Annotated in this window: 12 protein-coding genes; 2 read left to right on the top strand and 10 right to left on the bottom strand. The window is 48.5% G+C overall.

Translation table 11 applies throughout. The features are described 5' to 3' along the window. Nucleotides 1-91: 91 nt before the first annotated feature. From NE619_RS11455 to ruvC, 6 genes are all read right to left on the bottom strand, one after another. Nucleotides 92-3,415 (bottom strand): response regulator, encoded by a 3,324-nt coding sequence (locus tag NE619_RS11455; RefSeq protein WP_256132556.1) that lies wholly within the window; start codon nt 3,413-3,415, stop codon nt 92-94. Further along, entirely contained in the window at nt 3,412-4,677 is a 1,266-nt protein-coding gene (locus NE619_RS11450; protein ID WP_256132555.1) for an ABC transporter substrate-binding protein, read from the bottom strand. Before NE619_RS11450 ends, NE619_RS11455 begins: the two co-directional genes overlap by 4 nt. A gap of 80 nt (nt 4,678-4,757) precedes the next feature. Then, entirely contained in the window at nt 4,758-5,795 is a 1,038-nt protein-coding gene (gene queA / locus NE619_RS11445; RefSeq protein ID WP_256132554.1) for a tRNA preQ1(34) S-adenosylmethionine ribosyltransferase-isomerase QueA, read from the bottom strand. Next, nucleotides 5,792-6,832, bottom strand: coding sequence for a Holliday junction branch migration DNA helicase RuvB (gene ruvB / locus NE619_RS11440; RefSeq protein WP_256132553.1), 1,041 nt, complete (start codon nt 6,830-6,832; stop codon nt 5,792-5,794). The genes queA and ruvB overlap by 4 nt, the downstream gene beginning before the upstream one ends. Before the next feature lie 14 nt (nt 6,833-6,846). Beyond that, on the bottom strand, nt 6,847-7,452 hold the full coding sequence (gene ruvA / locus NE619_RS11435) for a Holliday junction branch migration protein RuvA (protein WP_256132552.1): 606 nt from the start codon (nt 7,450-7,452) through the stop codon (nt 6,847-6,849). Nucleotides 7,453-7,471: 19 nt separating this feature from the next. Continuing rightward, the gene (gene ruvC, locus NE619_RS11430; protein ID WP_256132551.1) at nt 7,472-7,969 is read right to left on the bottom strand and encodes a crossover junction endodeoxyribonuclease RuvC; all 498 of its coding nucleotides are present in this window, start codon (nt 7,967-7,969) and stop codon (nt 7,472-7,474) included. 174 nt (nt 7,970-8,143) lie between these two features. On the opposite strand from ruvC, the gene NE619_RS11425 reads away from it, so the two are divergent. Both NE619_RS11425 and recN read left to right on the top strand, forming a co-directional pair. After that, nucleotides 8,144-8,593, top strand: coding sequence for an arginine repressor (locus tag NE619_RS11425; protein WP_256132550.1), 450 nt, complete (start codon nt 8,144-8,146; stop codon nt 8,591-8,593). An 11-nt stretch (nt 8,594-8,604) separates the two neighbouring features. Then, entirely contained in the window at nt 8,605-10,224 is a 1,620-nt protein-coding gene (recN, locus tag NE619_RS11420; protein ID WP_256132549.1) for a DNA repair protein RecN, read from the top strand. Nucleotides 10,225-10,294: 70 nt separating this feature from the next. Here the strand turns inward: recN and NE619_RS11415 are convergent, their stop codons facing one another. The 4 genes from NE619_RS11415 to NE619_RS11400 form a co-directional block, all read right to left on the bottom strand. Continuing rightward, nucleotides 10,295-10,786, bottom strand: coding sequence for a shikimate kinase (locus NE619_RS11415; RefSeq protein WP_256132548.1), 492 nt, complete (start codon nt 10,784-10,786; stop codon nt 10,295-10,297). Nucleotides 10,787-10,868: 82 nt separating this feature from the next. Then, the gene (locus NE619_RS11410) at nt 10,869-12,875 is read right to left on the bottom strand and encodes a bifunctional 4-hydroxy-3-methylbut-2-enyl diphosphate reductase/30S ribosomal protein S1 (RefSeq protein WP_256132547.1); all 2,007 of its coding nucleotides are present in this window, start codon (nt 12,873-12,875) and stop codon (nt 10,869-10,871) included. After that, nucleotides 12,853-14,145: a replication-associated recombination protein A gene (locus NE619_RS11405; protein ID WP_256132546.1), complete on the bottom strand. Its 1,293-nt coding sequence runs from the start codon at nt 14,143-14,145 to the stop codon at nt 12,853-12,855. Before NE619_RS11405 ends, NE619_RS11410 begins: the two co-directional genes overlap by 23 nt. Before the next feature lie 29 nt (nt 14,146-14,174). Then, nucleotides 14,175-14,726 (bottom strand): SPOR domain-containing protein, encoded by a 552-nt coding sequence (locus NE619_RS11400; RefSeq protein WP_256132545.1) that lies wholly within the window; start codon nt 14,724-14,726, stop codon nt 14,175-14,177. Between the last annotated feature and the right edge of the window lie 20 nt (nt 14,727-14,746).

Here is a 14,746-nt window from a genome sequence, read left to right as displayed (position 1 = left end):
TGCATGGAAAATTCTACTGTACGATTATACCCTAAGCGGGCGAGGAAGTCAATTTGTCTCAAAAGATTATCACAAAATCGACACCCTCCCGCTATAGGAGCCATTTTTTCAAAGTATCATTTAGTATCCGGATATCCACCGGTTTTGATATGTGATCGTTCATTCCCGACCGCAGCGCTTCCTGTGCGTCTTCTGCAAAAGCGTTGGCAGTCATGGCGACGATCGGTACCCTTTTCGCATCCGGCCGCTCCAGCTCTATGGAACGAATATGCTCGGTAGCCTCATAGCCGTCCATTATCGGCATTTGTATGTCCATGAGGATGAGATCATAATAGCCTGCGGATGAAGCCCGGAATTTATCTACGGCTTCCTGTCCGTTAAGCGCTTCCTCAATCCGCAAGCCGGCTTCCTTAATCAGTTCTCTGGCGATCTCCATATTCAAAGGATTATCTTCCACCAGCAAGACCCGTTTGCCGCTAAATTTTTCGGTTTTGTAGATAAACGTATCCTCGCCGTCCTCCCTCTCATCCAACTCATTGAGCAGGTAACAGAGATTGGAGCGGTAAAACGGTTTTGACAGGAACCCGGTGACGCCTCTAGCCTTTACTTCCTGTTCAATCTCAGACCAGTCATAGGCAGTCAGGAAAATGATCGGGACTTCCGGTCCGACGATTGCACGAATCTTCTCCGATGTCTCCGCTCCGTCCATGTCCGGCATTTTCCAGTCCACCAGCACCAGCTGATAGGGCTCTTTTGACTGCTGGGCGGCAGCGATCTTTTCCAGCGCATCTCTGCCGTTATCCACATATTCGGCCAGGATTCCCATATCCGTCAGGATCTCCACCGCCGCTTCGCAGGCCTGCTGATCGTCATCAATGATGAGCGTCCTTGCTCCAAGCCAAATCTTCGGTACCTTTTCCTGTTGCGCTTCTTCCAGTTTCAGGGGAAGCGTTACGGTAAACAGGGAACCCTTTCCGGACTCACTTTTGACATCAATATGACCGTTCATCAGATCTACAATATTTTTGGTGATCGCCATACCAAGCCCGGTCCCTGAAATTCTGCTGACAGTCGAACCCTGCATCCTCTCAAATGGTGTAAACAGCTTCTTCTGAAACTCTTCCGTCATACCGATACCGGTATCCTCACATCTGAGCAGATAGGTCCCATATCCCTTACGCTTGCTGGAAACCTGCTCCATCTCAATGGTGATTTTCCCACCTGCCGGAGTATATTTGACCGCATTGCTGAAGATGTTGAGACAGACCTGCCGGATGCGCAGTAAATCGCCCACAACTCTCTCGTTTTTCATAGGCGTTAGCTTAACGTTGATCTCAAGATCATTGGAGTTTGCCTGTGGGAGCACTAGTCCCACGGTATCCACGATCATCTCCGCAAGATTGAAAGGTTCTTCTCGCAGCACCAGCTTACCGCTCTCTATTTTTGACATATCCAGTACATCATTAATCAGGTTCAGCAGATGGGTGCTGGAAAGATCAATCTTTTTCAGACAGTCCTTTATCCTTGCCCTGTCATCCAGATGCGCTTTGGCAATGGCCGTCATTCCCACGATGGCATTCATCGGCGTACGTATATCATGGCTCATATTGGAGAGGAACTGACTCTTGGCTTCATTGGCCGCCTTAGCGTTCTCCAGCGCGCTTCGCAGCACTCTGCGGCTTTGTTCTTCTTCATATTTCTGCTCATCCACGCGCCTGGAAAGGAGGATCGCCATCTGATCTCCCGAATACGGATTTTCAACATGTATAATCTGCACTGAGATCCAGTGGAGCTGTCCGTCCATCAACATTGCCCGCGCTTCCAGAAATACTTCATTTTTCTTCTTACCCAGCGTCTCTTTCAGTGCTTTCAGAGAAAAACGCTTTTCATATTCTTCTCTGGCCTCCGGTTCAATAATAGGCATAAAAACTTCATATAGGTCAGTGTAGGATTTCGGTTCTCCCAGATTAACCTTCAAACCATGCTCAAAATACAGAATGTCTATTTTATCCTGTGAGATATTTACACTGATGATGATCGGATAGGCACTGGCTACGGCGCTGAGAAGGGTCCTGCGTTCCAGCAGCTGTTCCCTTTCCTCCTCTTCTTCCGCCAGTTTTTCCATGGTCACATCGTGGAAGGTTGCCACCAGAACCGGTTCTCCATTTTCATCCATGGTGTTCTCTACGATGCCGGACGACCAGAAATAAGAACCGTCGTCCCTAAGTACCCGATTTTCAAAGGTTTGCTTTAATTGACCGTTTGCTGCCTCCCGGAATATTCGTTCTGTCTCTTCCAGATCATCGGCATGGATCACTTCTGAGAGAAGTCTTCCCTTAGCCGCTTCACCCTCAGCGTCCGGAGGGTAATTCAGCATCCGCAGACCTTCTCTGTTGAGCTGTATAAAGCGATGTGGAGCTTCCACAGTCACCACAGCGATCCCTTCCGGAATGGAATTATACAGATGGCTGATATAATTAGCCTGACTTTGCAGTTTGCGGTTGGTTTTTCGTCCCTGCCACAGATAGAAAAGCATCAATACCAGTATTCCCACGATGACCGCCGCCATTAACACCATCGTCTGCATGAGAATATTGTCGCTCTGCTCGCTGATGACCGCTTCAGGAATAATTGAAATCAGATACCAATCCGTTGTATGTCCCAGAGGTACATAGCAAAACACGGTTGGTTCCTGATTATACTGAAACAAAGCCCAGCCGTTTTCCGTCTGCTGCAGGGCCTTTTGAAACTGCGCCACCGCCGTCGGATCGTTTTCGTCCTTTGGCAGCATATCAAACAGGTTTTTCACCGTCTTATTGCTGTTGGGATGCGGAGAACGAATCAGCACTTCTCCATTCCGGTCCACAATATAGGAAAACCCGCTATTGTTATAAAAGGAAAGCGAGAACCGGTCGGCTATGCTCTCCACTTCGTATTCCTTAACCAGATATCCGCTCTTTCCATCGGAAAAAGTTACTTTTTTATACATGTCCAGCACATTGACACCGGAAACACTGCTGATATGCGGGTCCAGCACACCGTCCGCAGGCTCCAATTGTTTCACTGCATCCACCACGGTTGTATCGGAGGCTTCCTCTGGGATACATATGCCAGACGGCAAATACAGGCTGATGCTTTCTCCTGCCTGCGAAGATAAAATACGCTCCAGTCTTTTGGAATCATCGGAAGCCGTTTTGCCCAAATAGCTCCCCACTGCGTCCAAAGACTCAAAATCCTTGCTTAAAAGCAGTTCAAGCGCATTGCTGCCCTGCTGCGTACTTTCCGTGATTGTATCGATCGATTCCTGCCACAGCTGCCCCTTTACCTCTTTGACATATACGGCCGTAACAAAGCATAATAGCCCCGCGATCAGTATTGCTGCCAGTGCTTTTCGTGTCCATAAACCACTGCTCATTTAACTGACCCCTGCTGGTTATCCAGCCATTCCATAATAGCATCTACGGATTCTCCTGAAAGGAGTTTTTCTGTCGCTTCCGCAGTCAGTTCCCAAATAGGCAGTTCCAAAAGACTGTCGGAGCCGATCACGTTCCATCCCGATTGGTAAGCATCCACCAGCGGCTGTATTTCCTCTGTGGAGGATGGGCTCCCCCCTTTCAGAGGACTAAAGGAAGATTGGTTATCCGCAAATTTCTGGATGGAGTCTTTTTGAGTAAAGTATTCCACAAATTTCAAAGCTTCATCTTTATTGGGGCTGTCTTCATTGACGCTCAGCCGCGTATCGGCATTGATTACCAGAACAGTTCCATCGCTGCGTACCGGATAAGAAACCACTTCAAACGCAAACTTCGGCTCCATTGCCTTCACTCGTCCGGCCGCCCAGCCTCCGGTCAGCATAAAAGGATACTTCCCTGTCACGAACTCTTCCAGATCATCGGAAGTTTTTTCTGTGGTCAACGCCTTTTGCGCGTCAATATAGCCCTGGTCAATAAACCTTTTAGCCAGAGAAAATCCCGAGCGCAGATATTTACTGATTGCTTCCTCGCCGTTGTTAATCTTTGCAAAGACCTCTCTCTGCCGGCCCTCATGGTATAATGAACCAAAACCTTCGCCGATTGCTAAAGTTTTGATAGAAATATCATTATTAGCGACAATTGGCGTAATTCCTTTATCTTTAAAATACTGGCATACGCTTTCCCATTCTTTTAGATTGTCCGGAATCTTCTGTCCATGCTCTTTCAGCAGATCTTCATTGCAGTAAAGGCCAAAGGCGGAAACCGTAGTCGGCACCCAGTAGATCTTACCGTTCTCCTCCATCTGACTCAGCATGCTGTCCGTAAAGGAATCTATGGAGTTCAGCTGCGAAAGATCGGCCAGCTGCCCCTTCTGCGATAAAGCCAGAGCAGTATCGTGATTAACCATAATGACATCATCGCCCTTCCCCGCTGCCATGCGCTTTTCCAGCGCAGTAAAATACTCGGCTCCCTTGAGGCTCTCATAGGACAGGCGCACATCCGGGTTTTCTTTCATAAAGTCTGTAATGATCTCTTCAATAACAGTTACATTTTCCGGCTCGTTCTTATTTCCGAAAAAGGTCATATTAACCTTTGCTTCATCCTGATTCTGATTGCTCACCACTACATTTTCACTGCCGCATCCTGTCAGCAGGACTGCTGCGAAAACAAGACAAAAAAACGCAGATGCTACTTTTCTTCTCATAGATAATCCTCCACTCGTCAAGCTCTGACCATATATATACCAGATATTATAACATGCGCTGTATCAGACATCAAGATTGGTTACAGAATCAGCATGGCATCGCCATAACTGAAAAAACGATATTTCTCTTTTACTGCCGTTTCATAGGCGCTGAGAATCTTCTCCCTGTCATAAAGGGCGGATATCAGCATCAGCAGGGTGGATTTGGGCAAATGGAAATTGGTAATCAATCCGTCCACCATTTTAAATTCATATCCCGGATAAATAAAGATACCCGTATTCCCCGATCCCGCTTTGAGAACATAGCCGTCGTTTTCCAAAACGGCCGCGCTTTCCAGCGTTCTGGTGGATGTGGTTCCCACAGACAGGATTCGTCCCCCGGCAGCCTTCGTTTCGTTAATCAGACGGGCGCTTTCCTGGGATATTTCATATTCTTCGAAATGCATCTGATGCTCTTCGATATTTTCGCATTTAACCGGCCGGAAGGTACCGATACCTACATGAAGGGTCACATAGGCGATCTTGACGCCCTTTTCTTCTGCCTCTTTCAGGAGTTCTTCCGTAAAATGCAGCCCTGCTGTAGGCGCTGCCACCGAGCCTTCTTCCTTGCAGTAAACCGTCTGATAACGGTCTTTGTCCTCCTGATCGCTGTCCCTTTCGATATAGGGAGGAAGGGGCATTTTCCCCAGTTCTTCCAGCCGTTCCATGAAGATTCCCTCATAGATGAACTCTGCGATTCTGGTGCCTCCCGTTCCGTAATCCGTGATCCGGGCCTTAAAATCAGGGGAAAAAGCGACCGTATCTCCCGGTTTCAGCCGTTTTCCCGGTTTTACCATAGTCTCCCAGCAATCGTTTTCCAACCGCTTCGTAAGAAGGAATTCCACCTTGGCTCCGGTCTCTTCTTTGGTTCCGAAGAGGCGGGCTGGAAGCACTTTGGAGTTGTTCAGCACCAGGCAGTCCCCCGGCATAAGATAGTCCAGAACATCATAAAAATGCCGGTGTTCAATGGTATCATCCTCTCTGTGAAGGACCATGAGACGCGAACAGTCTCTCTTATCCGCAGGCTTCTGCGCGATCAGTTCCTGCGGCAGGTGATAATCAAATTCTTTTATATTCATCTTTCTTCTTCCTTTATTTTCATTTCTACCTGTTCATCGTCGCAGGCAATTCCCAGATGCTTATAGGCCTGCTCCGATACGACCCTGCCCTTTTGGGTCCTGTGAAGGAATCCTGCCTGAATCAGATAGGGCTCGTAGACATCCTCAATGGTAACCCGCTCCTCTCCAATGGATGCCGCGATGGTATCAATGCCCACCGGTCCGCCCTTAAAGCGTTCAATAATCATCCGCAGGATCTCCCTGTCAAGGCTCTCAAGGCCCATGGGGTCCACTCCCAGCGCCTGCATCGCTTCCTGAGTGATGGAAATGTCAATCTTTCCGTTTCCCTTTACCTGAGAAAAATCACGGACCCGCTTCAAAATGCGGTTAGCCACTCGCGGAGTGCCTCTGGAACGTTTCGCCATCTCCGTGAGGGATTCTTCATCCACCTCTACATTCAGAAGGCCGGCGGTACGGCGGATGATCTTTTTCAGCTCGTCCGTCGTATACATTTCAAACTTACTGCTGACGCCGAACCGGTCCCGCAGCGGCGCCGAAAGACTCCCGGCTCTGGTGGTGGCGCCGATTAATGTGAATTTGGCGATGTCCAGACGAATGGACCTGGCTGACGGACCCTTGCCAATGATAATGTCCAGCGCAAAATCCTCCATAGCCGAATAGAGCACTTCTTCAACCGAGCGGTTGAGCCGGTGTATCTCGTCGATGAAGAGAACGTCGTTTTCATTGAGATTGGTCAGAATCGCCGCCAGATCCCCCGCCCGCTCGATGGCCGGGCCGGAGGTGATGCGGATATCCACACCCAGTTCATTGGCAATGATTCCTGCCAGGGTCGTCTTGCCCAGGCCCGGGGGACCATAAAACAGTACGTGATCCAAAGGCTCTCCCCGAAGTTTTGCTGCCTCAATGAAGATTTTCAGATTGTCCGTGGCCTTCTTCTGTCCGATATAGTCATCCAGCGTCTGGGGTCTCAGCGTAAACTCAGACGCCTCTTCGTTTTCACCTGCGCTTGCCGCAGTAATTCTTTCTTCATATTCCATAACTCATCCCTTATCTAAAACAGCCTTTTCAAAGCCTGTTTGATATATTCCTCCACTGTCAGATCCTTTTCTTTTACAGTCGCCAGCGCGTTTGCGGCCTCGCCCCTGGTATAGCCCAGCGCGATCAGAGCATCTATCGCCTCCGTTCTGCTGTCTCCAGGAACCCCCGCGGCGGCAGCGCCGCTGCCCGAACTCTCCGGCAACGCGGCCTCTTCCAGTGTTCCGAATTTATCTTTTAACTCCAGCACAATTCTTTCAGCCGTCTTTTTCCCAATTCCGTTGGCTCTGGTGAGGGATTTGGCATCCTCTAAAATGATCGCCTGATGCACCTCCGAAAGCGGCATGGCCGATAAAATGGCAATGGCCGCCTTAGCGCCGACACCGCTGACTGTAATCAGTTTGCGGAAAGTATCCAGCGCAGCCTTCTCTCCAAATCCGAAGAGACTGATATCGTCCTCTCTTACGATCATTGCCGTAAAGACGGTAATCTCATCCCCTTCCTTTGCCAGATAAACGCCAGAGTTGGCCGGCACCGTCAGTTCGTACCCCAGGCCGCCGGCTTCCACTACGATGCCGCTTTCCGTTTTCATTGCCAGTGTTCCCTTTATGTAATGAAGCATTCTCTGTCCTCCCGTTGATTTATTTCAACCCTTTAAGCCGGTTCCTGCTGCCTGCGGAATGTCCGTGGCACACGGCCGCTGCCAGAGCGTCGGCCGTATCATCGGGCTTGGGTATCTCTTTCAGATTCAAAATGGTCTTGACCATTGTCTGGACCTGTTTTTTCTCCGCCCGTCCGTAGCCCACCAATGCCTGTTTGATCTGCAGAGGTGTATATTCGGCGATCTCAAGTCCCGAATTGGCGCAGGCCAGCACTGCCACGCCCCGGGCCTGGCCCACCAGAATCGCGGTTTTAGCGTTGGTATTAAAAAATAATTCCTCGACAGATGCCACTTCCGGTTCATGGCGCATAATGATCTCCATCAAAGAATTATACAGGATCTTCAGTCGGTCCGGCATCTCCATACCGGCCTCCGTGGTTACAGCGCCGTAATCGATCACTTTGAAGCGATTGCCTGTCATCTCCACGACACCGTAGCCCAGGATCGCATATCCCGGGTCAATTCCAAGTATTCGCATAGCCCCTCCTTGCAGCGGCGCGGATTGATCGTCCGCACATTCAATTCAGTATAGCACACAAACATACGTTCCGCAATTCTGAATTAAGGTTTTTTTATGTAGCATTTTCTCAGAAGTATGGTATAATTATAAATGTATAAAATCAATTTATAATGTATATTGAAGGAGAATACCATGCGTTATTCAAGACAAAATAAAATTTTAGAGCTGATCGAGGAATATGAGGTGGAGACCCAGGATAAGCTGGCTTCGCTCTTGAAAGAATACGGTTATGACGTTACCCAGGCCACAATATCCAGGGATATCAAGGAACTCCACCTAATCAAGACGCTCTCCTCTACCGGAAAATATAAATATGCAGCCGCCATGAATATGGAAGGGCCGGTTTCCGACCGTTTTGTAAATATATTCAGAGAAACCATTAAATCTGTCGATTCTTCCGGCAACATCGTTGTTGTAAAAACTTTATCGGGCTGCGCCAACGCTGCCGGTGAGGCTATCGACTCCCTGGGATTTCCCCATGTGATCGGTTCTGTGGCCGGAGATAACACACTGATGATCGTCATCGACGATCCGAACAATACACCAAAATTTTTGAAAGAATTCAACGAAATGCTTGGATAAAGAGGTAGTATATGATTTCTCATATCAGTATCAGAGATTTTGCAATTATTGAAAATGTGGAAATCGACTTCCACGAAGGACTCAATATCATAACCGGCGAGACGGGCGCCGGAAAATCAATCGTCATCGAAGCAGTAAGTCTGGCTCTCGGCAGTCGGGCGGATACTGCTTTTGTGCGCTCGGGAAAAGAAAAGGCCATCGTCCAGCTGGCCGGAACCCACAAAGGCGAAGAATACGTCATTACCAGAGAGGTCTCGGCTGCCGGGAAAAACCTCTGTAAGATTAACGGCGAGATCGTTACTTTAGGCCATCTCAATCTGCTGTGCAAAAAACTGGCGGATATTCACGGACAGTACGATCACCAGTCCCTGCTCAACCCGGATTACCATATCAAACTGGTGGACATGTACAAAAAAGACACCATCGGTCCTGCCAAACAGAAAGTAGCGGCTATTTTTTCCCAATACCGGGAGGTCTCGGGAAAGCTGAAACAACTGATCGCGGATGCCGCGGAAAACCAGAGAAAACGCGACTTCATGGTCTTTGAATTGGAAGAAATCCGCAAGGCTGAATTGACTGCCGGCGAGGATGACGCACTGGAGGAGGAAATCAATGTCCTGCAGAACAGTGAAAAAATCTATGAAAATTTAGCGGGAGCTTACGAGCTGGCCAATGGGGAAGAGTTTCCCGCTCTGGGCGGCATGAAAAAAGCCATGGACATGATCGGACAGATTGGCGAATATTCCAAAGAGCTTTCCGATATCCATCAGCAGATGTCCGAAGCTTACTATACCTTTGAAGAACTGTGCAGCCAGATTCGGGACTGCCGGGATCGAACAGTCTTTTCTCCCGAGGATCTGGACCGGTCCATTGCCCGCATGGAAACCCTTACCGCCCTCAAAAGAAAGCACAATGCCTCTTTGGAGGAAATCATCGCCTACGGCGACACTCTGGAAGAAAAGCTGGCTCAGGTGGAAAACATTGACAGCCTCAAGGCGGAATTGACAGCTCTCAGAGAAAAATGCGAGGCGGATTTAAAAGATGCCTGTCAGGAACTGTCCAAGCTGCGCCGCGAAGCTGCCTCGGAGCTGGAAGAAAAGATTCTCTATGAGCTGGCGGAACTGAATTTTAAAGACGCTCAGCTTTCCATTGAATTTAAGGAAAGCGCGGAATACACAGACAGCGGTACCGATATTGTCGAATTTCTCATCAGTACCAATAAGGGCGAAAAGCTCAAACCCCTCTCCAAGATCGCTTCCGGAGGAGAAATGTCCCGCATCATGCTGGCTTTTAAGAAGATCGTCGGAGATTACGATGAAATACCGACCATGATCTTTGATGAGATTGATGCCGGCATCAGCGGAATCACTGCCAGCATTGTTGGCAGGAAACTGCGGCAGATCGCAGAAAATCATCAGATCATCTGCATTACCCACCTGCCCCAGATTGCGGCATTCGGTTCGCATAACTACAAGATCTATAAGGAATCGGATGAAAGCAATACTTATACTACTGTAATCCAGCTGCATCCTGACGAAAAGATTCAGGAGATCGCAAGACTGCTGGGCGGCATCAACATTACGGATACTACGCTGGAATCTGCCAAAGAGCTGGTGGAAGCGTCCGAATAAAAAGGAAAACGGCGGCTTGAAATAATAATTTCAGGCCGCCGTAGCTTATCCCTGTTTTTTGATCCAACATTCAAACCGATTCCATAATCTTCTCCACAGTCTCTTCCACAGGCAGATCATCGGCCTCTATAGTGATGTCCGCATATTTTTCGTATAAAGGCACACGCCGTTTGTAGAGATCTTCTATCGTGTCTCCCTTTTTCATGGCCACCCCGCGGGTTTTAATATTATTCAGCCTCTGTTCAACCGTTTTAAGTGAAACCTTCAGATAGACGATCCGGCCCTTTTTCTTTAAATGTTCAATAGCCCTCGGGTAATAAATAGCGCTTCCCCCTGTGGAAATGACAGTATTGTCCGCATCCAGCTGAAGAAGAACGGCTTCCTCTGCCTGCTTAAAGTAGGAAATTCCGTCTGTGTCGATGATCTCCTGAAGCGGACGCTGTTCCCGTTCCTGAATCAGCAGGTCAGTATCCACAAAATTTTTACGCATGGTCTTGGCAAGAACGACCCCTGTTATGCTCTTGCCGCAGGCGGGCATACCTACCAATATAAGATTTTCCATTCCAAACTCCTTTTTCCGTTCATGAAAAGAGCGAGGTTTTTTCAGCGCCTCGCCCTTGTAATTTCATTGGTACCCTTTATTCTTATTCTTCTGTTTCAGCAGTCTCTGCCTCAACGTCTTCCACAGCCTCGGCAACCGGTTCTTCACCTTCGCCATCCAGCGGCTGGTCCTCGGAATCCAGAGTTTCCTTGATGCTCAGGCTGATTCTTCTTCTGTCCTGATCGATCTCCAGGATCTTAGCGGAAACGTCCTGTCCGACAGTCAGTTCATCTGCGATGTTTCCGACTCTCTTGTGCGCCACCTCAGAAATGTGTACCAGTCCGTCCAGTCCTGGTTCCAGTTCTACGAAAGCACCGTATTCTTTGATCTGAACAACCTTACCCTTAACAACCTGTCCAATTTCATATTTGTCGTTAATCACGCTCCAAGGTTCAGGCTGATTCTGTTTCAGACCCAAAGAAATCTTGCCTTTTTCGGCATTCATGGAAAGAACTTTTACCCGAATCTTGTCACCAATATTCAGAACTTCCTGCGGATGTTTCAGCTTACCCCAGGAGATCTCTGAGATATGTAACAGACCGTCGATACCGCCGATATCTACGAATGCGCCGTAATCGGTGAAACGCATTACCGTTCCTTCTACTACATCGTCTACATTGAGGCCTTCCCAGATCTCTGCGATTCTGGCGTTCTTTTCGTCGTTGAGGTGCATTTTGTGGGAGAATACGGCTTTGCCTCTTCTCTGATCCACTCTGGAGACTCTTACAGGGAGAGTCTGTCCTACAAATTCTTCTGCGTTTTCCACATATCTGTCGGAAAGCTGTGACAGTGGAATAAATCCGGAGACTTCTTTGTATGTCGCGATCACTCCGCCATTAACGGGTCTAACAACTTTAACTTCAATAATTGATTTATCTTCAAGCGCCTGGTTGATTTCGTCCCAGTGTTCGCCAACTTCCAGCTTTTTCTTAGACAGCAGAATACTGCCGTCGCCATCGTCTGTCTTTACAACTTTGGCCTGAATTTCATCGCCTTCTTGATATAAGTCAGTTAGCTTTTGATCTCCTTCCAGTGTAATTTCGTCTGATGGAATGATTCCATCCTTTTTGCAGCCGAGATTTACAATGATCTCTTTATCTGTAACCTGATGCACTTTTCCTGTTACGATCTCTCCGCCGCGTGGAAGCCTTAAGGATTTTTCGATTTCATCCATTAAGTCGTCCATTGAATTCATTTCGTTGTTGTTTTCAAGTGTGTTTTCACTCATGTTGGCAATAACCTCCTTAATTAAGCATTCAGGCGTCGAGGCGCCCGCTGCTACTCCTATTCTATTACATTTTTCAACTTCTTTCAATGGTAAATCTTTTATATTTTCAACAAAATGAGTATTTGTACAATATTTTTTAGAAATATCATACAATTTTTTGGTATTGGAACTCTGCGTATCTCCAAGAACAAGCATCAGTTCTGCCTTTTTGGCTGTTTCCATACAGCTTTTCTGTCTGTTGGCAGTGGCATTACAGATCGTATTGGTAACTGAGAAGGTTTTTCCCGATTTTTCGAGCGCCTCCAGGACTTCATCGAAAACAGAACTGCGAATTGTTGTCTGCGCCACTACGAAAAGATCATCCTCCTCAATTCGGGCCGCTTCCTCCGCCGAGTTGACAATAATGGCGGAGTCTCCGCACCATCCGTTGATCCCGCACACCTCGGGATGATTCTTATCGCCCACAATCAGGATGTTCTTCCCCTTCTCCCGGGCAGTCCGCACCAGGTCGTGGATTCTGGCCACAAAGGGACAGGTGGCATCCACCAGCTTGAGGCTTCGGTGCTCCGCAATGTCGTAAAACTGTTTGCCCTCGCCGTGAGAACGGACAATGACCGTAGATCCAATCTCCGCCTCATCGGGGCTTTTGATCACCTGGATTCCCTTTTTCTCCAGTTTTTCGGTGACCAGCTTGTTATGAATCAGCGAACCGCAGGAGTAAATGCTCCCCTGACACTGGTCCGCCGCTTTTTCCGCTTTGTCGATCGCCTGTCTCACTCCGAAACAAAACCCGGAATGATCAGCCCTTATGATTTCTTTCATCGATTCGTTTTAATTCCTCCAGATATTTTTTAAAGGAAGACTCGCTTCCGTTTTCCGTGGGCTCGTAGTACCGCACCCCTTCACGGTAGAGGTTGTCCGGCAAGTACTGCTGCGTCACATAGCCGCCGTAGGCATGGGGAAACTTGTAGCCGATGCCGTGTCCCCGTTTAGATGCTCCGCTGTAGTGGGAATCCTTCAGATGCGGAGGCACATCGTCGATCTTTTTGCTTCTCAGATCGGCCTGCGCCCTGGCCAGAGCCTCGTTGGAAGCATTGGATTTGGGGCAGGATGCCATGAGGACCACGGCCTGCGCCAGATTGATCTGGGCTTCGGGAAGTCCCACCATAAGAGCCGCCTGAACACAGGAGTTAACAATGGTAATGGCGCTGGGATAGGCCATTCCCACGTCCTCGCTGGCCATAACCAAAAGGCGCCTTCCGATCATCTGGATATCTCCGCCTCCTTCCAAAAGACGGGCCAGATAATGGACCGCGGCGTCGGGATCACTGCCGCGCACCGATTTCTGCAGGGCGGACAGCAAATTGTACTTGTCCTCGCTTCGATCATAAAAAGTCGTCTGCCGCTGCATCGCTTCCCCAACGATCCCTTCGTCCAGCTTCGCTCCTTCACTGAGGTTATCTACAATGAAGCCAAGTGTATCCAGCGCTACCCGCGCATCGCCGGAACTCATATCCGCAAGAGTTCTCAGCGCTTCCTCATCATAGGAAACATTCAGACCGCCGAAGCCTCTCACATTGTCTCCCAGCGTACGTTTTAAAAGCTCCAGGATTTCTTCCGTCGTCAGGCGGCGGAATTCGTAAATATTCCTTACTCTGCTGATGACTGCGTTGTTGACTGCGAAATAAGGGTTTTCCGTAGTGCTGCCAATGAAACGGATCACCCCCTCCTCCAGGGCCTTCAGCAGGGAATCCTGCTGAAGCTTGTTCCAGCGGTGAAACTCGTCCACATATACATATGTAGTTTCCTTTTGCAGTCCGAAGAAACGCGTCTTGGCATTTTCTATAATTTCTTTTAATTCCTTTGTGCCTGTGGTTGAGGCGTTGATTTCAATAAAATCAGCGTCCATCTCCTTAGCCACGATACGAGCCAGCGTGGTTTTTCCCGTTCCCGAAGGGCCGAAAAAAATTGCTGAGTCAAAGGTTTTGTTCTTTATGGCATTATACAAAAGCGAGCCCTTATACATAAAATGGGTCTGTCCCATAAATTCATCCAGATTGTCAGGTCTCATCTTCGTCGATAAAGGTATCATGATTTCTCCTCATATTATAATCGCTGCGGTTATTTTTCAATCGTCGTTACAAATGCTCCTACGGATTCATCCATCTTTTCCAGGGCGGCTTTTGCCTTCTCCTTTGTATCAAACAGGTCTCCTATTACCTTGTAAGCGCCGTCCTTTTCCACTACTTTCGCCTTGATTCCTGAGCTTTTCAGCTGTTTTACGCTCTTCTGCGCAGCTTCCTTCGTCGTATAGCTGCCGAATTGGAGCGCATAACCGGCGGTCTGTTTGACGTCCACCTGATCCTCCACCACCGCAGGAGGCGCGGTGGTCGTCTCCGCCGCTGTGGGAGCGGCCGTGGTTTCAGTCTGTGCGGCCGCGCTGGATTCCTCTGTTTTTTGCGTCTCGTCTTTTTTCTCTTCCCCATCCTTTTTCTGCAGGATGCTGAGACCTGCGGGCTCGTACCCGAGAATCGGATAAACAACATATTTTGCCGTCAAATATCCGGCGCAGACAGATAAACATATTATAACAATAATAGGAGCAAAATTCACCTGTATTTTTTTGCCCCCGTAGCCCCTTGGCCTTCTTTTGATTTTTCTCCTTCGGTTCATTGTCTCTCCTCTTTCCATCG

The organism is Anaerovorax odorimutans, from assembly GCF_024459955.1.
Classification (GTDB): domain Bacteria; phylum Bacillota; class Clostridia; order Peptostreptococcales; family Anaerovoracaceae; genus Hominibacterium; species Hominibacterium odorimutans_A.
The sequence above is the reverse complement of the archived record's forward strand: the minus strand, read 5'-3'. Positions and strand labels throughout refer to the sequence as shown.